The 19,210-nt window shown below is 61.6% G+C and carries 22 protein-coding genes; 9 read left to right on the top strand and 13 right to left on the bottom strand.

What is annotated here, in order from left to right; all coding sequences use genetic code 11:
- Window positions 1–152: 152 nt before the first annotated feature.
- Window positions 153–1,364, bottom strand: coding sequence for a tyrosine--tRNA ligase (tyrS, locus tag D7325_RS06020; protein ID WP_120994651.1), 1,212 nt, complete (start codon window positions 1,362–1,364; stop codon window positions 153–155).
- A 151-nt stretch (window positions 1,365–1,515) separates the two neighbouring features.
- Here tyrS and D7325_RS06025 point away from each other — a divergent pair, with 151 nt between their 5' ends.
- Both D7325_RS06025 and D7325_RS06030 read left to right on the top strand, forming a co-directional pair.
- Entirely contained in the window at window positions 1,516–2,916 is a 1,401-nt protein-coding gene (locus D7325_RS06025) for a peptidoglycan DD-metalloendopeptidase family protein (protein WP_120994652.1), read from the top strand.
- 2 nt (window positions 2,917–2,918) lie between these two features.
- Entirely contained in the window at window positions 2,919–4,013 is a 1,095-nt protein-coding gene (locus D7325_RS06030) for an anhydro-N-acetylmuramic acid kinase (protein ID WP_120994653.1), read from the top strand.
- 2 nt (window positions 4,014–4,015) lie between these two features.
- Here the strand turns inward: D7325_RS06030 and erpA are convergent, their stop codons facing one another.
- The 4 genes from erpA to argC all read right to left on the bottom strand — a co-directional run bounded on the left by erpA (window position 4,016) and on the right by argC (window position 6,586).
- Window positions 4,016–4,366 (bottom strand): iron-sulfur cluster insertion protein ErpA, encoded by a 351-nt coding sequence (gene erpA, locus D7325_RS06035; RefSeq protein WP_120994654.1) that lies wholly within the window; start codon window positions 4,364–4,366, stop codon window positions 4,016–4,018.
- A 63-nt stretch (window positions 4,367–4,429) separates the two neighbouring features.
- Window positions 4,430–4,846, bottom strand: a complete 417-nt coding sequence (locus D7325_RS06040) for a bactofilin family protein (protein WP_120994655.1) — start codon at window positions 4,844–4,846, stop codon at window positions 4,430–4,432.
- Window positions 4,830–5,474: a DUF6776 family protein gene (locus D7325_RS06045; protein WP_162988012.1), complete on the bottom strand. Its 645-nt coding sequence runs from the start codon at window positions 5,472–5,474 to the stop codon at window positions 4,830–4,832. The genes D7325_RS06040 and D7325_RS06045 overlap by 17 nt, the downstream gene beginning before the upstream one ends.
- A gap of 77 nt (window positions 5,475–5,551) precedes the next feature.
- Window positions 5,552–6,586, bottom strand: coding sequence for an N-acetyl-gamma-glutamyl-phosphate reductase (gene argC, locus D7325_RS06050; protein ID WP_120994657.1), 1,035 nt, complete (start codon window positions 6,584–6,586; stop codon window positions 5,552–5,554).
- 127 nt (window positions 6,587–6,713) lie between these two features.
- Between argC and hemJ the strand changes: the two genes are divergently transcribed.
- From hemJ to coq7, 5 genes are all read left to right on the top strand, one after another.
- The gene (gene hemJ / locus D7325_RS06055; protein WP_120994658.1) at window positions 6,714–7,139 is read left to right on the top strand and encodes a protoporphyrinogen oxidase HemJ; all 426 of its coding nucleotides are present in this window, start codon (window positions 6,714–6,716) and stop codon (window positions 7,137–7,139) included.
- Window positions 7,140–7,153: 14 nt separating this feature from the next.
- Entirely contained in the window at window positions 7,154–8,119 is a 966-nt protein-coding gene (locus tag D7325_RS06060) for an NAD(P)H-dependent flavin oxidoreductase (protein ID WP_120994659.1), read from the top strand.
- Between the two features lie 82 nt (window positions 8,120–8,201).
- Window positions 8,202–9,101, top strand: a complete 900-nt coding sequence (locus D7325_RS06065) for a DUF805 domain-containing protein (RefSeq protein WP_120994660.1) — start codon at window positions 8,202–8,204, stop codon at window positions 9,099–9,101.
- Window positions 9,102–9,166: 65 nt separating this feature from the next.
- The gene (locus tag D7325_RS06070) at window positions 9,167–9,508 is read left to right on the top strand and encodes a histidine triad nucleotide-binding protein (protein ID WP_120994661.1); all 342 of its coding nucleotides are present in this window, start codon (window positions 9,167–9,169) and stop codon (window positions 9,506–9,508) included.
- Window positions 9,509–9,535: 27 nt separating this feature from the next.
- Window positions 9,536–10,180, top strand: a complete 645-nt coding sequence (gene coq7, locus D7325_RS06075) for a 2-polyprenyl-3-methyl-6-methoxy-1,4-benzoquinone monooxygenase (protein ID WP_120994662.1) — start codon at window positions 9,536–9,538, stop codon at window positions 10,178–10,180.
- Window positions 10,181–10,216: 36 nt separating this feature from the next.
- Here coq7 and speD read toward each other — a convergent pair whose 3' ends face one another.
- Window positions 10,217–11,014 carry an adenosylmethionine decarboxylase gene (speD, locus tag D7325_RS06080; protein ID WP_120994663.1) on the bottom strand — a complete coding sequence of 266 codons (798 nt, stop codon included), beginning with the start codon at window positions 11,012–11,014 and terminating at the stop codon, window positions 10,217–10,219.
- A gap of 201 nt (window positions 11,015–11,215) precedes the next feature.
- Window positions 11,216–11,638 (bottom strand): OsmC family protein, encoded by a 423-nt coding sequence (locus tag D7325_RS06085; protein WP_120994664.1) that lies wholly within the window; start codon window positions 11,636–11,638, stop codon window positions 11,216–11,218.
- A gap of 206 nt (window positions 11,639–11,844) precedes the next feature.
- Here D7325_RS06085 and crp point away from each other — a divergent pair, with 206 nt between their 5' ends.
- Entirely contained in the window at window positions 11,845–12,489 is a 645-nt protein-coding gene (gene crp, locus D7325_RS06090) for a cAMP-activated global transcriptional regulator CRP (RefSeq protein WP_120994665.1), read from the top strand.
- Between the two features lie 41 nt (window positions 12,490–12,530).
- Here the strand turns inward: crp and trpC are convergent, their stop codons facing one another.
- The 6 genes from trpC to rpe all read right to left on the bottom strand — a co-directional run bounded on the left by trpC (window position 12,531) and on the right by rpe (window position 18,066).
- Window positions 12,531–13,367: an indole-3-glycerol phosphate synthase TrpC gene (trpC, locus tag D7325_RS06095; RefSeq protein WP_120994666.1), complete on the bottom strand. Its 837-nt coding sequence runs from the start codon at window positions 13,365–13,367 to the stop codon at window positions 12,531–12,533.
- Window positions 13,364–14,410, bottom strand: coding sequence for an anthranilate phosphoribosyltransferase (gene trpD / locus D7325_RS06100; protein WP_120994667.1), 1,047 nt, complete (start codon window positions 14,408–14,410; stop codon window positions 13,364–13,366). Before trpD ends, trpC begins: the two co-directional genes overlap by 4 nt.
- The gene (locus tag D7325_RS06105; RefSeq protein WP_120994668.1) at window positions 14,410–15,003 is read right to left on the bottom strand and encodes an anthranilate synthase component II; all 594 of its coding nucleotides are present in this window, start codon (window positions 15,001–15,003) and stop codon (window positions 14,410–14,412) included. Before D7325_RS06105 ends, trpD begins: the two co-directional genes overlap by 1 nt.
- A 9-nt stretch (window positions 15,004–15,012) precedes the next feature.
- On the bottom strand, window positions 15,013–16,491 hold the full coding sequence (gene trpE, locus D7325_RS06110) for an anthranilate synthase component I (RefSeq protein WP_120994669.1): 1,479 nt from the start codon (window positions 16,489–16,491) through the stop codon (window positions 15,013–15,015).
- 217 nt (window positions 16,492–16,708) lie between these two features.
- Window positions 16,709–17,395, bottom strand: a complete 687-nt coding sequence (locus D7325_RS06115; protein ID WP_120994670.1) for a phosphoglycolate phosphatase — start codon at window positions 17,393–17,395, stop codon at window positions 16,709–16,711.
- A complete protein-coding gene (gene rpe / locus D7325_RS06120) occupies window positions 17,392–18,066 on the bottom strand; it encodes a ribulose-phosphate 3-epimerase (protein ID WP_120994671.1) in 675 nt (224 codons plus the stop codon). Before rpe ends, D7325_RS06115 begins: the two co-directional genes overlap by 4 nt.
- 95 nt (window positions 18,067–18,161) lie before the next feature.
- Here rpe and D7325_RS06125 point away from each other — a divergent pair, with 95 nt between their 5' ends.
- The gene (locus D7325_RS06125; protein ID WP_120994672.1) at window positions 18,162–19,208 is read left to right on the top strand and encodes a DUF3530 family protein; all 1,047 of its coding nucleotides are present in this window, start codon (window positions 18,162–18,164) and stop codon (window positions 19,206–19,208) included.
- Window positions 19,209–19,210: the final 2 nt, after the last annotated feature.

A 19,210-nucleotide genomic window follows, 5' to 3' on the forward strand; every position in this document is an offset into this window, starting at 1 on the left:
GCAGCCCTTCTTCGCGTCAAGCACTTTTTCGAAAATCTCTTTTCTACTCAACCGCTTGCCCCGCAGCCAGTACAACCTCCCTGACTGCGAGGCCGCGAATCATACAGCCATGGGTTTTGGTGTCAACAGCATTTCCAATAAAAAGACACTCATCAATCCTTCAGGACGGCTCTCCGAAGAGACACCCTTGCAAAGGAACGCTTACCAACCTGACAGACATACCACCTGTCGAGCTCGAACCGGAAGTCGCGGTCCACTACATGACCATCGACACGCACGCCTCCCGAGCGAAGCAAGTCCCGGGCAACTGCCGCATTTTTGGCCAACCCCGCCTGATTGAGCACCGCCGCGACAGGCATCGATTCTTCAGAAACCAACTCCACATCCGGTAAATCGGCAGGAACCTCCCCAGCCTGCAATCTATTTCCTGCCGACCTGTGCGCCGCCGCCGCCGCCTCAGCCCCATGAAATCGCTCAACGATTTCTTCGGCCAGCTTGATCTTGATATCGCGCGGGTTAGCACCACCCTCGACGTCCCGCCTGAATTGATCAACCTCCTCCACAGAGCGAAAACTCAGAAGCTCGAAGTAGCGCCACATCAGATGATCCGGCATGGAGACCAGCTTTCCGTACATAACGCCCGGCGCTTCCTGGATACCAACGTAGTTACCCAGCGACTTCGACATCTTCTTCACGCCATCCAAGCCCTCAAGCAGCGGCATGGTCAACACGCTTTGCGGTTCCTGCCCATAGGCACGCTGCAGCTCGCGCCCCATAAGCAGATTGAACTTCTGATCCGTCCCTCCCAGCTCAACATCGGCATTTAGCGCCACGGAGTCATACCCCTGAACAAGCGGATAGAGAAACTCATGGATGGCAATGGGCTGATTGCCGGAATACCGCTTCTGGAAATCGTCCCGCTCCAGCATCCGAGCGACGGTATAACTGGAGGCGAGCCGGATGAAATCAGAAGGCGTAAGCACATCCATCCAGATCGAGTTGAAGGCGACCTCGGTGAGGGCGGGGTCCAGTATCTTGAACACCTGCGCCTTGTAGGTCTCGGCATTTTCCAGAACCTGATCGCGCGTAAGCGGCGGCCTCGTCACGCTCTTGCCGCTGGGATCGCCAATCATGCCGGTGAAATCGCCTATGAGAAAAATGACCTGATGGCCCAGCAGCTGAAATTGGCGAAGCTTGTTAATAAGCACCGTGTGCCCGAGGTGCAGATCAGGCGCCGTCGGATCGAAGCCCGCCTTGATACGCAACGGCCGACCACGCCCGAGCTTCTCAATGAGCTCCGACTCGACCAACAGCTCATCCGCGCCTCGCTTGATAAGCGCAAGCTGCTCCGCTACCGACACCATCTCCGGACTCCCAACCAATAAAGAGCAAAACCTTACAACAGAACACAGGGATACGGCGACCGCTAGGCAGGTCGACCCCGCCAAGAGTTGCCTCACATGGGCATTGCCTCTATTTTAGTGCGTTATTTCCAAACACCCCTGCCGGATACCGATGACGCCTACCTCCTCAAAAGCGCCGCTGTACCCAAAAAGCCATATTTTGGCAGCTAGCGGTGTTGCAGCACTCCTCAGCCTGGCGCTGCTCGTTTTCCCTACGCGTGAAGTCGAGGCAAAGCGCACCTTTATAGAACTGGATCTGCCGCCAACAAGCGAACTGAGTAGCACCGCCACCCCCAATCAGCCGGCGGCGCCCTCTATTTCAACAGCCGAAAAACCGTTCCCTGAAATGCCGGGACAGACCGATCCTGGCGAGTCAGCCAAGACATTAGCGGTCGAAGTCGAGACGCCTTCTCGGGACAAGGTCATTACCGTTTCGCGCGGAGATACGCTCTCGACGATTTTTGCCCAAGCCGGATTGCCATCGTCCGCAGTTCACGAAGCCCTATCGAGCAGCAAAGAAGCCAAGTCGCTAGCCAGGCTGAAGGTCGGTCAGCAAATCGAAATCAGGCTCGACGAGAGCGGAAACCTCGAACGCTTGCGAAGCCAGATCAGCGATCTGGAGACTGTCCAGCTGATTCGCGACGAGGGCAAATACCGCTTCGAAAAGGAAAAGCTGAAGCCCTCAACGCAACAGGCTTATGCCTATGGGCGTATCGACAGCAGTCTCTTCATCGCAGCCAAGCGAGCCGGTCTTAGCCATAACCTCACCATGGAATTGGCAAATATCTTCGGATACGACATCGATTTCGCCTTGGATATTCGCAAAGGCGATACCTTCGAGGCGGTATATGAAGAGCAGATCATAGAGGGCAAGCGCGTTGGGACCGGCAACATTCTTGCTGCTCGCTTCACCAATAAGGGGAAGACGTACACTGCGGTTCGCTATACGAACAAGGACGGGTCAACGAGCTATTACACGGCGACCGGCGAGAGCATGCGTAAAGCCTTCATTCGCACTCCGGTTGATTTCGCACGGATCAGCTCACGCTTCTCAAACGGAAGAAAGCACCCGATCCTGAACAAGATCAGAGCCCACAAAGGCGTCGACTATGCGGCACCGAGAGGGACTCCCATCAAGAGCACCGGAGATGGCAAGGTGCTATTGGCGGGACGTAAAGGCGGTTACGGAAATACGGTCGTTATTCAGCACGGCAATCGCTACCGAACCTTGTACGCACACATGCAAGGGTTCGCCAAAGGCATCCGTAACGGCTCCCGCGTCAAACAGGGCCAGATCATCGGCTACATCGGCACGACGGGGCTCTCCACCGGCCCTCATCTTCATTACGAATTCCAGGTTGATGGCGTCCATGTGGATCCGCTCGGCTTGAAGCTACCGATGGCCGACCCGCTAGCGAAGCAGGAAAAACAACGCTTTTTGAAGATCAGCCAACCACTGATGGCATTTCTCGATAAGGAAAAAGCCACCATGCTTGCGCTCAGCAAGCCGTAACGATGCATCATTACATTGGCATCATGTCGGGCACCAGTCTCGACGGTTTCGATTGCGCCCTGATCTCACTGCACCATGGAAGGTGCGAACTCATTGCGACGGAATATGCGCCAATGCCCGTCGACCTCCGAGCTGAACTGCTCGCGCTCAGCCGGCCAGGCTCGGATGAACTCGCCCGGTCCGCGATTGCAGAGCAACGCTGGGCTGCGATCGCGGCGAGCTGTATCACCCAACTCCTCATCAAAGCCGATATCGATGTGAAGCACATTCGAGCTATCGGCAGTCATGGGCAGACAGTCAGGCACGAACCCGCTAGAAGCTTCACGATACAGCTGGCGAACTCGGCGCTGCTCGCTGAGCTGACAGGCATAACCGTAGTCAGCGACTTCCGCCGGCGAGACATGGCCGCCGGCGGGCAAGGCGCGCCCCTGGTCCCGCCCTTTCACGAAGCGGTATTCGGATCGAGCGAGCGGGTGCGCGCGGTCGTCAATATCGGCGGCTTCAGCAATATTTCCTGGCTGATCCCCGGGCGACCGGTCACCGGGTCGGACTGCGGCCCAGGCAATGTCTTGCTTGATGCCTGGATCCAGCGACACCGCGACCAGAGTTACGACGCGAACGGCGACTGGGCGGCGGAAGGACAGCTACAACAACCGCTGCTGGCACGCCTGCTATCCGAATCATTCTTTTCCGAAAAAGGCCCTAAAAGCACAGGGAGAGAGCTGTTCAATCTGGAGTGGCTCGATCGACACCTCGAGCATCTTGGGCATCTACCGACAGTCGACGTGCAGCGAACCCTGCTCGAGCTCACCGCTCGCGCCATTGCGTCCGCAGTGGAGGAAGCTCCGGAAGAACCGATGGAAGTGCTTGTCTGCGGAGGCGGAGCCCATAACAAGACCCTGCTGGCACGGCTTTCCGCGCTAATGCCGAACAGCCGTGTCGCAACCACTGCCGAATATGGAGTACCGCCTGATTGGGTGGAAGCGATGGCATTCGCATGGCTCGCTCACTGTTGCCTTGAGCGAATTCCAGCCAACCGCCCAAGCGTGACCGGCGCCAAGGGCTTGCGAGTGCTGGGCGCCATCTACCCAGCGTAGCCTTAGATCGAAAACGATTGACCGCAGCCGCAGGTCGTCGAGGCGTTCGGGTTCTTGATCACGAACCGGGATCCCTCCAACCCCTCCTGATAATCAACCTCGGCGCCCGCAAGGTACTGATAGCTCATGGGATCAACGACCAGGCTAACTCCCTCGCGCTCGACGATGGTGTCGTCATCGGACACCTCCTCGTCGAATGTGAATCCGTACTGAAAACCCGAGCAACCGCCACCCGTGACGAAAACCCGAAGCTTCAATCGGGGGTTTCCTTCTTCATCGACCAGGCTCTTCACCTTTGTCGCCGCTCCCTGCGTGAATTGGATCGCGGTGGGCATGAACGTTTCGACAGTCATCGGTGCTCCCGGGCTTGCAGCCCCGAAAATCGTTAGAGGCAGAATTATGCTTAACCTACGATTTTAGTCAACTATTGCGGACGCCTCTGCCGGCAGCGTTGTCAGCGCCGCCGGCTTGTCCGAAAGGCGCTTCAACTCGCCCTCGACGCTGGCTCCGGCCGCCATCACCATCACGCCATAGGACAGGTTGCCTCGCACACGCGCCTTGCTGCCGAGCTCAAGGTGTTCGATTGCCTCCACGTCGCCCGTTACTTCGCCATCGATGACAACGAACGGCGCGCGAATGGTCCCCTCGACGATGCCTCCTTGGCTCACGCGAACAAGCCCTTCCGTCGTGGCGAGCGTGCCATAGAGTCGTCCGTCAACCTGAACCGCCCCATCGAAGATCAAATCGCCCCGCATCTGTGCATCCGCGGCGATGACGGTCGTCTTGCCATTGAAACGCTGCAAGTCGGCCGGCGCGTTATCTTTCTTGAACATCAGAACTCTCCATTTCAGGCCAGTCGAAGCTTTGCTCGACCGGAACGTCGCTACCAGCAACTTTTGCGGACACCATCAATCGCTCAGGCACAAAATCCTCCGGTAAACCGAACTCCTGATATCGCCCAGCCTCGGGCAGCGCCTGAAAGTGCTTGAAGGCGAAACGCAGCGGTGCGCCATCGTCATTCAGCGGCACCTGAAGTGGCTTACCCGCCCGGTGACCGACAAGCATGACCACCAAATCACCCGTAACCGGCTTCTCGTCCTTACCCACACGACTCAGCAGGATCTGGTACTGAAAGCGGCCCTCTTGCGAACCCGGCGTGACTTGCATCGAACGAATTCGCAAGCCCTCTCGCCGGCTCGCCGGCGCAACCACCCCCTTGTAAAACGCCAAGTCCTGCTGAAGCTCGAAGACCTGTTCTTCCAGCAACTGAATCGTCCGCCGGCTCTGCTCCTCGACCTCCCGCCCGACCTGGTCGCTGCTGGCAACGACCGCATAGCGCGACCTCAGCCGTTCCAGCTCCTGCGCCTGATCGGACAGCCGCCGCAACAATTCCCGCTGCGTCTCCGAGCCCTGCTCGAGGTGGCTCGACAGGTAGAAGCCACCGGCGAAACCCGCGGCCAACGCAACGAGGACCAGAAGTAGGACGCCACGCCGAAAGCCGCCGGGCTTCGCTGCCGGACGGACCTCCCATTGCGGTATCAAGGCAGCAACGCGACGTTGCTGAGGCCCGTCCTTTCGTCCAGGCCGAACATGATATTGAGGTTCTGGATCGCCTGGCCCGATGCCCCCTTGACCAGGTTGTCGATCACCGAAAGCACGACGACCAGATCACCGCCCTGAGGCCGGTGAACTGCGATGCGGCAAACGTTTGCCCCTCGAACGCTACGGGTTTCCGGATGACTTCCCGCAGGGAGAACATCGACGAACGGTTCGCTGCGGTAACGCTCCTCATACAGGGCCTGCAGATCGATCCCGCGGTCAGCCACGGTCGCATACAGCGTGGCATGAATGCCGCGCACCATCGGGGCAAGATGCGGAACGAAGGTAAGACCCACCTCCCCGCCGGCTGCGCGCTTCAAACCCTGATTGATTTCGGGAAGGTGCCGGTGCCCCTTGACCGAATAAGCCATCATGCTTTCGCTCGCCTCGGTCAGCAGCGAACTCACCTTGGCGCCTCGACCGGCACCACTGACACCGGACTTGCAGTCGGCAATGAGGCGGGTCGTGTCGGCGATCCCAGCTTCGAGCAACGGCAGAAAGCCTAGCTGCGTGGCCGTCGGGTAACACCCCGGTACCGCGATCAATCGTGCGTCCTTGATCGCTTCGCGGTTGACTTCCGGCAACCCGTAGACAGCTTGCGGCAACAACTGCGGTGCACCATGCGGTTGGCCGTACCACTTGCCCCACTCATCGGCATCCTTCAGGCGGAAATCCGCAGACAGGTCGATGACACGCGTGCCCTCGCTCAGCAACTCGCCGGCCAGCGCGTGAGCGACGCCATGCGGCGTGGCGAAGAACACCGCATCGCAGCCACCCAGCGTGGCCACGTCAGGCACGCTGAAGGCGAGCGAGTCGTAATGACCGCGCAGGTTGGGATACATGTCCTTCACCAGCACACCGTCTTCGGAGCGGGACGTGATGACCGCGACCTCCGCCTCGGGGTGCTGGGCAAGCAGACGCAAGAGTTCGACACCCGTGTACCCGGTCCCACCCACTATGCCGATCTTGATCATCGCGTTCGCCTCGTTGCGCCCAAAAGGAAACCCCGATGATAAGGTCCGACAGAGCGGAGGGCCAACCGGTGACGGCGATTGGCGATGAGGGCTACCATCGCTTCGCCCCCTCCCAAGGACATGTCGAATGCTCTATCTCTGGATCAAAGCGCTGCACATCATTGCCATCGTCTGTTGGTTCGCCGGCCTGTTCTACCTGCCGAGGCTGTTTGTCTATCACGCTCAGAGCAACGACCCGATCAGCCACGAGCGCTTCTGCATCATGGAGCGCAAGCTCTATCGGGGCATCATGTACCCGTCGATGGTGGCCACCCTCGTTTTCGGTATCGCCCTCGTCGCACTCAACCCCGCCTGGCTCGCCAGCGGCTGGCTTCACGCGAAGATCACGCTGGTCCTACTGTTGATCGGCTACCACCATGTGTGCGGCCGTCAGCTTCGCCGGTTCGCCGCCAACGAGAACGCCAGAAGCCATGTGTTCTACCGCTGGTTCAACGAGCTGCCCGTACTCGCCCTCATCGCGATCGTCGTCCTGGTAGTGGTCAAACCCTTTTGACAACGGAGACACCCATGCCCTTGCCAACGCTGCTCCAGAATCGTCTGCGCCTGCCGGTAGTCGCTGCGCCGATGTTCCTCGTCTCCAACCCCTCGCTCGTGATCGCCTGCTGTCGAAGCGGCATCGTCGGCAGCTTCCCGGCGCTCAACCAACGGGAAACCTCCGGTTTCGCCGCATGGCTCGACGAGATTACCGAGGCACTCCAGGGTGATTCCGCAGCGGCGCCCTATGCCGTGAACCTCATCGTCCATCACAGCAACCCACGCCTGGAGGCTGATCTCGCGGTCTGTGTGGAGCGCAAGGTCCCGATCGTGATCACCAGCCTGGGGGCCGTGAAGGATGTGGTCGACGCGGTGCACGGCTATGGCGGACTGGTCTTCCATGACGTCACCACGCGCCGCCATGCCGAAAAGGCCGCCGAGGCAGGTGTGGATGGCCTGATTGCCGTCGCAGCGGGCGCTGGGGGTCATGCCGGTACCTGGAGCCCCTTCGCGCTGGTCGCCGAGATTCGCCAGTTTTTCGATAAGACGGTCTTGCTGTCCGGCTGCCTGAACCACGGGCACCAGATTCTCGCCGCACAGGTCCTGGGAGCGGACCTCGCGTACATGGGCACCCGCTTCATCGCCACCCAGGAGAGCGCCGCCAGCACCGAGTACAAGAACATGCTGCTGACCGCTCGCGCCGCCGATATCGTCCACACGGCCGCCGTTTCGGGTGTGCCAGCCAGCTTCATGAGGCAAAGCCTCGAAGAGGCCGGCTTCGATGAAGAACGCCTCCAAGCCAAGGGCACGATGAACTACGGCGAAAAACTCAAACCCGTCAAGGACGAAGCCAAGGCCTGGAAAACCGTATGGTCCGCCGGCCAGGGTGTCGGCGGGGTGAACGACACGCCCAGCGTGGCGGAACTCGTGGCGAGACTGGACGCCGAGTACCGCGCCGCCCGCTCGGCCACCGTGCCATCGCACGCTTCCGATCGCTGAGCAGGCGCGCCGAAGAGCTTGTTCGGCCGCACGTTCCGCTCTACGCTCGACGCATTCCACGGCAGAGACAGGGATGTCCTGAATGAACGAAGCTCGCTTCAAAATCATGTTTGACGGCCAGTTGATGCCCGATACGACGCTCGAAGCCGTCAAGGAGAACCTGAGCCGCCTCTTCAAGCTCGAGCAGGCCCAGGTCAACGCGCTGTTCTGCAGAGGGCCCATCGCGATCAAAAGGGCCTTGCAGGAAGAGCAAGCCGATCGCTATGTCCAAGCACTGCAAGCCGCTGGCGCGAGGGTGCGAAAGGAGCCGGACCTGGCAGGCAGCCTGTCCCTGGAACCCGTCGAGAGCGCCCAGACGGAGGGGGTCCAAAAGGATTCGGCCTCGATGGAGTGCCCGAAGTGCGGCCAGAGCCAACCGACTGCCGCCGAATGTGCGGGCTGCGGCATCATCATCGAGAAATACCTGGCGCGGCAGGCACAAGCCACCCCGGCGCGAGAGCCCGCCTCGCCCTACGAGGCGCCACGCGCGGAGCGACTGAGCGAGCCGGAGGGTGTCGCCGATCTGGCCGTCTTCACGACCAACGGCCGAATAGGTCGCCTGCGCTACCTGGCTTGGTCGCTTGTCTGGCTCATCGTGACAGTGGCCCTCGTCTTCTGCGGCACGCTGCTGCTGGCCGTACTCGATGTGTTGGGCTATCTAGCCTTTGCAGCCATCGGCATCGCCGCGCTGGTCGTCGCCGTACAAATCGGCGTCCAGCGACTCCACGACATCGGCTGGTCAGGCTGGCTCTATCTGATCTTCGTCATTCCGGTCATCGGCAATCTGTTTGCGCTCGTCACCGTCGTCGCGCCCGGGAGTCCGGGCGCGAACCGGTTCGGACCACCGCCTCCACCCAACGGTATTGGCGTCAAGGTAACGGCTGCACTCGCACTGATCGTTTTCGGCGTTAGCCTGGTCGTATCGCTGCTGTTCCCGGACTGATGCGATTCGCCACTGGAGCCCATGCCAGCGCTGCTAGACTTGACTAGTCACGACGGAGCCACCCCATGGATTGTCTCTTCTGCCGAATCGCCAACGGCGACCTTGCAGCGAATATGCTCTACGAGGACGAGCAGGTCATCGCCTTCCATGACATTGCGCCTCAGGCGCCGGTGCATTTCTTGGTCATTCCGCGCAAGCACATCGCCACGCTGCACGATCTCAGCGAAGAAGACGACAAGCTGCTCGCCGGCCATATCCTGTTCACCGCCCAACGGCTGGCTGAACAACTGGGCTGCGAGGAAGGTTTTCGCGTGGTGATGAACTGCAACGACCTGGGCGGTCAGACCGTCTACCACATCCATATGCATGTGCTAGGGCAGCGACGCCTTCACTGGCCTCCCGGCTAGCCCTGCGCGACAAGAACAGGAGGGCTCATGAGCAGCCGCCACTACTCGCCAATCGATCGCCTGCTGATCCAGCTCGACACGGCCGCCAAGACCTTGCTCCCGTTCGGAGGCCAGCCGGCACGACCGTCTCCGGCGGCGCCCCATAGCGATGCCGAGCTGAGCGAAAAGGATCGTCGGCATGTCGCCGGACTCATGCGCATCAATCACACCGGGGAAGTCTGCGCCCAGGCGCTGTACCAGGGTCAGGCGCTGACTGCCAAACTGCCGCACATCCGCGACGCGATGGAAGATGCCGCGGCCGAAGAGGTCGATCATCTGGCCTGGTGCGAACAACGTATCCACCAGCTGGGCAGCCACACCAGCGTGCTGAACCCGCTCTTCTATGCGCTCTCCTTCAGCATGGGAGCGGCCGCGGGGTTGGTCAGCGACCGCGTGAGCCTCGGTTTCGTTGCAGCGACCGAAGACCAGGTGTGCAAACACCTTGACGAGCATCTCGCGCAGCTACCCGCCGAGGACGAGAAATCACGGGCTATTCTCGAGCAGATGCGAACGGATGAAGCGCAACATGCGACCAACGCCGTCGCGGCAGGCGGTCTGCGTTTTCCCGGGCCGGTCAAGATGGCCATGACGCTGATGTCAAAAGCGATGACGAAGACGACTTACTACGCCTGACCCAAGGCTAAAGAAAAAGGGGCGTGAGCCCCTTTTTCATACCGGCATATTCCGCGCATAGAATATTTCGAGCATTTCATGCCTGAGCCGCGCTTCGACTTTTTTGCGCTGTTCCGGTGAAAAGGTATTGGTGGCATCGCCGAACAAATAATTGTCCAGCTCGAAGTTCTTCAGCAGCATCTTCGTGTGAAACAGATTCTCCTGATACACGTTCACGTCGGTCATCTGGTAAGCCTGCCGCGTATCGTCGGAGAGATAGTTCTGGATCGAGTTTATTTCATGATCGATGAAATGCTTGCGACCCTCTACGTCCCGCGTAAATCCCCTCACGCGATAATCGACCGTGACGATGTCGGAATCGAACTGGTGAATCAGGTAATTCAGCGCCTTGAGCGGAGAAATCACACCGCACGTTGAAACGTCGATGTCCACGCGGAACGTGGCGATGCCATCATCTGGGTGGATTTCCGGGTAGGTATGAACCGTGATATGGCTCTTGTCGAGGTGAGCCAGGATGGTCTCGGGCAATGGCCCCGGCGATTCCTCGATCTGGCTGTCGGTCGGCGTGACCGGCTGCTCCGAAATAAGAATGGTGACGCTGGCGCCCTGCGGCTCGTAATCTTGCCGGGCGATATTCAGGATATTCGCTCCAATGATGTCCACGACATCGGTCAATATCTGCGTCAGACGCTCCGCATCGTATTCTTCATCGATGTACTGCACGTACGCCTGTTGATCTTCGGGCGTTTCGGCATAACAGATATCGTAGATATTGAAGCTCAAGGTCTTCGTCAGGTTGTTGAACCCGTGGAGCTTGAGTTTGCTTTTGGCCATTGGAGATTCTCTTCAAAGTGCGGCTCTGCCGCGTAATTGAGCATGCCCGTCAGCGCCTGGCGCTGCGTAGGACGAGAAAACACCTCTTCGCGTTCGCGATTCTGGTTTTTGGCTATCGGAAAAAGGGGGCGCATTATGCAGATAGCGCCTGGTCGATGCCAGTGCATCGACCGACGGAAGACGGCAATCGGCGGGTCGGCATCAGCCGAGTTCGACCAGCTCGTAGTCGTGGGTGATCTCGACACCGGCCCGTCCCAGCATGATCGAGGCGGAGCAATACTTCTCTGCCGACAATGCGACCGCACGTTGGACTTGGCCTTCTTTCAGGCCGCGGCCTTTCACCACGAAGTGGAGATGAATCTTGGTGAATACCTTGGGGTCCTCTTCGGCGCGCTCGGCTTCGAGGAACACTTCACAACTTTCCACGGGTTGTCGGGACTTGCGCAGGATGCTGACGACATCGAAGTTGCTGCAACCGCCCAGTCCCATCAGGACCATTTCCATTGGCCGAACGCCGAGGTTGCGACCGCCATATTCTGCCGGCCCATCGATGACAACGGCATGTCCGCTACCGGATTCCGCGACAAACAAGGCTTCGCCGGCCCATTGAATACGCGCTTTCATCGAAAGCTCCCCACTTGTTTGAAAGCGCGCAGATTAACATGCCACCCGAGCATACATTCGAAAGCCGGACATCGTATAACCTCACAAATCCAGCTTTTTTTGATTGCCCAGAGTGACCCGTCTGCTAAGCTGGCGTCGACTTAATGACAGCTTGATAGGGATATCAGGCGAGTCGCCCTCGCGAGACTGCGCAATAGGAATTCCGCATGGTAGCTATTTCCCTCACTCCCAAACTCAAGCATATCGACAAGCTGTTGGCGCATTGCCACCGCCGTCGTTACACCGCCAAGAGCACCATCATTTATGCAGGTGATCGTTGCGAGTCCCTGTTCTTTATCGTCAAGGGCTCGGTCACGATCCTGATCGAAGATGACGATGGCCGGGAAATGATCATCGCCTACCTGAACACCGGCGATTTCTTTGGCGAGATGGGGTTGTTTGAACAGGAAGGCTCGGAAAAAGAGCGAAGCGCCTGGGTCCGCGCCAAGACCGAATGCGAAGTTGCGGAAATCAGCTATGCGAAGTTCCGCGAACTCACCCAGAACGATCCGGACATTCTTTATGCCCTCGGCAGCCAAATGGCCGAGCGCCTGCGCAACACCACGCGCAAGGTCGGCGATCTGGCCTTCCTTGACGTGACCGGACGTGTTGCACGCACCTTGCTGGATCTTTGCAAGCAACCCGACGCGATGACGCACCCCGACGGCATGCAGATCAAGATCACCCGCCAGGAGATCGGTCGGATCGTCGGCTGCTCGCGGGAAATGGTTGGTCGCGTACTCAAGAGCCTGGAGGAGCAGGGACTCGTCCACGTCAAGGGCAAGACAATGGTCGTATTCGGAACGCGTTGATCGTCCGCATGCAAAAAAAGCCGGCAGCGAGCCGGCTTTTTTCATTCTGGATCGGCGGCGACGCCTGGTTTGCTGCGACCTGGGTAAAACAACCGCTGCAACTCCTGCCCCGGCTCGGCGGCTCGCATGAATGCTTCGCCGACGAGAAAGGCATGAACCCCGTTGATTTCCATGAGCTCGACATCGGCTCTGTTGAGGATGCCGCTCTCCGTCACGACCAGCTTGTCCTTCGGAATGCCCGGCAGCAGATCGAGCGTCACCTCGAGGCTGACGTCGAAGGAATGCAGGTTCCGATTGTTGATGCCGACCAGCGAAGTTTCGACATGCTCGAGCGCCCGCTGCAGCTCCTCGGCATCATGCACCTCGACCAGGACATCCAGCCCCATGCCTTTCGCAACGGACGAGAGCTCCGCAAGCTGCGAGTCGGTCAGCGCTGCCACGATGAGCAGCACACAATCAGCCCCGAGCGCGCGCGCCTCGACCACCTGATACGGGTCGATGAGGAAATCCTTGCGGATGACCGGTAGCCGGCAGGCGCTTCGCGCTTCCTGCAAATAGCTGTCCGCCCCCTGGAAGAAGTCGATGTCGGTCAACACCGACAGGCAGGCCGCACCACCGGCCTCATAGCTTCGCGCGATGTCAGCCGGTACGAAGTGTTCGCGCAGCAGCCCCTTGCTCGGGGATGCCTTCTTCACCTCGGCGATGACGGCCGCCTCCTTGCGGGCGACTCGAGTCTGCAGTGCTTCGGCGAAGCCCCTGACCGGGTCGGCCAGCGAAGCGATCCGCTCGAGTTCGGCGAGCGATACACGCCCCCGCCGCTCGGCGATCTCCTCGGCCTTGCGCGCAAGGATCTTCTGCAACACCGTCGGCACGCTCACTGGCTACGCTCCTGCTTGAACACCGAAGTAAAGGCCACGAGCTCACGCAGCTTCTCGCGCGCCAGCCCGGAATCGAGTGCATCCTGCGCCATGGCTGCGCCCTGCTCGAGCGAGCTGGCTTGGTCAGCCGCATACAGCGCCGCGCCGGCGTTCAGCACGATCATGTCGGCAGCCTTGCAGGCGTTCTCGGTCGAGCGCGGGCCGAGGGCCTCGAGCACCAGCTCGCAGGATTGCTGGGGATTCTCGACCGTCAGACCGATCAGACTCTGACTCTTGATACCGAGATCCTCCGGCTGCACACGGTATTCGGTCACTTGCCCCTGGCGGAGCTCGGCAACGAAGGTTGGCGCCGCCAGGCTGAACTCGTCCAGACCATCCTGCGCATGCACGACCAGCACATGCTCGCTGCCCAGCCGCGCCAGCACCTCGGCCATGGGCCGGCACAGCGCCTGGCTGAATACGCCGATCACCTGGTGCCGCACGCCGGCCGGGTTGGTCATCGGGCCGAGCATGTTGAACAGCGTCCGCATGCCGAGCTCGCGGCGCGGGCCGATCGCATGCTTCATGGCGCCGTGATGGGCTGGCGCGAACATGAAGCCGACGCCGACCGTCTCGACACAGCGGGCCACCTCTTCGGGCGTCAGGTCGAGATAGACGCCCGCAGCCTCGAGCAGATCGGCGCTGCCGCTTTTGCCGGAGACGGCGCGATTGCCATGCTTGGCTACCCGCCCGCCTGCCGCGGCAACGACGAAGGCCGCCGCCGTCGACACGTTGAAGACGTTCATGCCATCTCCGCCGGTGCCGCAGGTGTCCACCAGGTTGGCAGCGTCGATCACCACAGGCTCGGCCAACTCGCGCATGACCAGCGCGGCGCCGACGATTTCGTCGATGGTTTCGCTCTTCATGCGCATGCCCATGAGGAACGCGCCGATCTGCGCATCGGTGCATCGCCCGGTCATGATTTCCCGCATGACCGCCTTCATTTCGTCGGTGGTCAGGTCCAGCTGGCCGACGATCCGGCCCAGCGCTTCTTTGATGTCCATTAACGAAGCCCTCCACGGACCTTCAGGAAGTTGGCGAGCAGCTCATGGCCCTGTTCGGTGAGGATCGACTCGGGATGGAATTGCACGCCTTCGATCGTATAGGTGCGGTGCCGCAGGCCCATGATTTCATCCGGGCCGCCCTCCGGGTGTTGTGTCCAGGCGGTGACTTCCAGGCAGTCGGGCAGGGTTTCCCGCTTGACTATCAGCGAGTGGTAGCGCGTCACGGTGACCGGGTCGGGCAAGTCCGCGAACACCCCCTGGCCGGCATGGAACACCGGGCTGGTCTTGCCGTGCATCGCCTGCCGGGCGCGCACCACATCGCCTCCGAACGCCTGGCCGATGGCCTGGTGGCCGAGACAGATCCCGAGAATCGGCAGCCGGCCGGCGAAATGGCGGATGAGGTCCATCGAGATACCGGCCTCGTTCGGGGTGCACGGGCCGGGCGAGATCACGATGCGCTCGGGGGCCAGGGCTTCGATGTCCGCCACGCTCATCTCGTCGTTGCGAACTACCCGCACGTCCGCCCCGAGCTCCCCGAGGTACTGGACGACGTTGTAGGTGAAGGAATCGTAGTTATCGAGCATCAGCAACATGGCATCACCTCAGGCGTCCGGTTGTTCGGCCAGGCCGACGGCCCGGAACATGGCACGGCGCTTGTTCATGGTCTCCTCCCACTCCAGCGCCGGCTGGGAATCGGCGACGATACCGGCACCGGCCTGCACGTGAAGCTGGCCCTCCTTGATCACGGCGGTGCGGATGGCGATTGCGGTGTCCATGTTGCCGTTCCAGGCGAGATAGCCGACCGCGCCGCCGTAGACGCCGCGCTTGACCGGCTCGAGCTCATCGATGATCTCCATCGCCCGGATCTTCGGTGCGCCCGACAAGGTGCCGGCCGGCAGGATCGCGCGCAACGCATCCATCGCACTCAGCGTCCCTTTGAGTCGGCCCGTGACGTTGGACACGATGTGCATCACGTTCGAATAGCGCTCGATGATCATCCGCTCCGTGACCCGCACGGTGCCGGTATCAGCGACCCGGCCGACGTCGTTGCGCCCCAGGTCGATCAGCATCAGGTGCTCGGCGAGCTCCTTGGCGTCGGATAGCAAGTCCGCTTCGAGCGCGAGGTCTGCTGCTTCGTCGGCACCCCGCGGGCGAGTGCCGGCGATAGGCCGCACCGTGACCTCGCCATCCTCGACCCGTACCAGCACTTCCGGCGACGAGCCGACGACATGGAAGTCGCCGAAATTGAAGAAATACATGTAGGGCGTGGGATTGAAGCAGCGCAGCGCACGGTAGAGATCGATCGGCGCCGCCTTGAACGGAATGGACATCCGCTGCGAAATCACCACCTGCATGCAGTCACCGGCCAGGATGTAATCCTTGATGCGGTCGACGGCGCCTTCGAAGTCTTCGCGGCTGAAGCTCGATGCGAAGCTCGGCTCGGCCGACAGCGGATGCGTGAAGTCCAGCCCGAGGCGAGGCGCAATCGGTTGGCGAAGACGAGCACGTAGCGCATCGAGCCGCTCGAGGCCGCGCTCGTAAGCGCCCTCCTCGCCCGGTTCGACGAGCACGATGCAGTGCAGCTTGCCGGCAAGGTTGTCGAAGACGACGACCGCATCGGACACCATCAGCAGGATGTCGGGCGTTCCAAGCGGATCGGGATTGACCCCGGCCGCGAGGCGAGGCTCGACGTAGCGGACGCTGTCATAGCCGAAGTAGCCCACCAGTCCGCCGTTGAACCGCGGCAAGCCGTCTACCGGCGCGACTCGATAACGCGCCTTGAAGGCTTCGACGAACGCCAGTGGGTCCTCGGATTCGACTCGCTCGACGACCTGATCGTCGGTCGTGACCGTCACTTCATGGCCGAACGCCTTGAGCACCGTACGGCACGGCAGGCCGATGATCGAATAGCGTCCCCACTTCTCTCCGCCCTGGACGGACTCGAGGAGATACGAACCCGGCGCATCGGCCAGCTTCAGGTAAAGGGACAGGGGCGTATCGAAATCAGCGAGGGTTTCGAACGAAAGCGGAATGCGATTGTGGCCCTGGTCGGCCAGCCGCAGAAACTCTTGGCGGGTCATGATCAGCCTCGTGGCTAAGCGGAAAGGACGGTCGTGCAAGCGTGCCGGACAGGCCGGCCAGTGGATTCAGGCGCGCCAGCGCCAACGCGCCAAGGCCTTGATGACCTTCATCCAGGCGCTCGAATACCGATGCTTGTACAAGTCCACCACGGATCTGATCTCGCTGAGGCGGGAAGAATTGACGTCGGACCACACTAGCGCAGCGTCCGACACGAAATCAACCGCCGATGAGCTGCCCCAGCTGATCGAGCGTCAGGTCGGGATTTTCCTCATCGATGGGCCTGCCGTGGTTGTAGCCGTAGCGCAGCCCGACACAGCGCATACCGGCGGCTCGTGCCGCCTGGATGTCATTGCGCGAATCACCGATGAACAGGCAAGCGTCGGCCGAGACGCCGACCGACGCCATGACGTGCAACAGGCCATCCGGCGCCGGCTTCTGCCGAGGCAGGGTGTCGCCTCCGACGATCCGGCCGAAGAACCGGTCGAGGCCTTTCTCCTGCAGCAGAGGGCGTACGAACCGTTCGGGCTTGTTGGTGATCACCGCCAGCGGCACGTCGCGCTGTGCAAGCCATTCGAGCGTCCCGATGACGCCGGGGTACACCGTCGTCAACGCATGACCGCCGGCATAGGCCTCGAGGAACAGGGCCAAAGCGCGCTCGGCCTCGCCCTCATCCACCCCGTCGTGCTCGAGACCACCGGCGAGCGCCCGACGCACCAGCACGAGCGCGCCATTGCCGACCCAGTCCCGGACCCGCTCGATACCGGCCGACGGACGTCCGAGCTGCAACAGCATCGCATCGACCGCCGCCGCGAGATCCGGCACGGAGTCGAGCAGCGTGCCATCGAGGTCGAACATCACCAGCTTCGGCAGTTGTCCACCGAACAGGCGCTCCAGCGCCGTCATCCCCGCACCTTCGCCAGCTCGGCGCGCATCGCGTCGATCACCGCTCGATAATCGGGTGCATTGAAGATGGCCGACCCGGCCACGAAGGTATCGGCGCCTGCGGCGGCGATCTCCCCGATGTTGCCGACGTTCACGCCGCCGTCGATTTCCAGCCGGATGTCACGGCCGCTGGCATCGATCAGCGCACGCGCTTCCCTGAGCTTGTCCAGCGTGCCCGGGATGAACTTCTGCCCACCGAAACCGGGGTTCACGCTCATCAGCAGCACCATGTCGACCTTGTCCATCACATAGCGCAGCACATCGAGGCCCGTTGCCGGATTGAACACCAGCCCCGCCTTGGCGCCGCCGTCGCGGATCAGCTGCAACGAACGATCCACGTGCTCGCTCGCCTCGGGGTGGAACGTGATATAGCTGGCGCCGGCTTCGAGGAAATCGCCGATGATCCGGTCGACCGGCTTGACCATCAGGTGCACGTCGATCGGAGCGGTCACGCCATACTTGCGAAGCGCCGAGCAGACCATCGGCCCGATCGTCAGGTTGGGGACATAGTGGTTGTCCATGACATCGAAATGCACGATGTCGGCCCCCGCCGCCAGGACCTTGTCGACGTCTTCTCCAAGACGCGCGAAATCGGCCGATAGAATGGACGGGGCGATGGCGAACGGCTGCATGGCGCACCTCAGGCACTGAACGGGCCGCTAGTGTAACCGACGCAACCGTGCGAGCCGATCGTCGCCAGGCCCATCTCTTCTACGCGAATCCAGCCATGTCCAATCCACTGCTTGCCGCCCTTCTCCTAGCCGCCCTGCCCCTGGTCTCCCTGCCCTTGGCCGCCCAGGCGGAACCGACCGAAGCCGAGCCGGCTGCGCAGGCCGATGGGGCTGCTCAAACGGAGGAGGCCGCCCCGCCGCCGCCCGAGCGGCAACCGGTCGTCGAGCGCCACCGCCGCGATGCGGCCGAACTGGCCCGCACCCTGCCGAAGCAGGCGATCGAATTGCAGGGGGCTGACGAACGGTTTCTTGGCCTGTGGCTGCCGGCCAATACGCCGAAAGCCAAGGGCACCGTCGTGTTGCTCCCTTCGGAAGGCGAGACGGCCGACGGTCCGCGCGCGCCCGGGCCAATCCGTGAATACCTGCCCGATCATGGCTGGAATACCTTGAGCATCACCTTGCCCGACCCACCGATCGCCGAGCCCCTCGCCGCTCAGAAGCGGCCAACGGACCAGCAGCCCGCCGAAGCCGCCAACGCGGCGGAATCGGCGCCCACCGAGGAGGCGCCTTCCGCGGCCGACAGCGACCCGCAGCAGGCGCCTGATGACGCGCAGGCCAGCCTGCCGGTCGAGGCCGCCGCAACGGCCGAGCCGCCCGAACCGCCCGAACCGGCGCCAGCGGATTTCGAGACCCGCGTCTTCGCACGCATCCAGGCGGCCATCGGTCATGCGCAAACTCAGCAGCCCGCCATGATCGTTCTGCTCGGCCACGGCACCGGTGCGCACTGGGCGGTCCGCTACCTGACGGACGGATCGCCCGAGGGCATCGGCGCGCTGGGCATGATCGATGCCACTACCATGACGGAAACGGACGGGCCGCTGAGGGAATCGCTGGCCACGCTCAAGCTACCGGTGCTCGACCTCTATCACCGCGCCAACCACGCCGATGCTGCCGCCCAAGCGCGACGTGACGCGCTCGCCAGGACGGGCCATCAGCAACTGACTCAGGTTCGCCTCAACTCCGCCGAGGCGACGCAACACCAGCGCTCTACGCGGCTCGTACGGCGCGTTCGAGGATGGCTGGATCGCCTGACCGGACGCTAGCG

This window comes from Stutzerimonas urumqiensis, from assembly GCF_003640395.1.
GTDB lineage: Bacteria > Pseudomonadota > Gammaproteobacteria > Pseudomonadales > Pseudomonadaceae > Stutzerimonas > Stutzerimonas urumqiensis.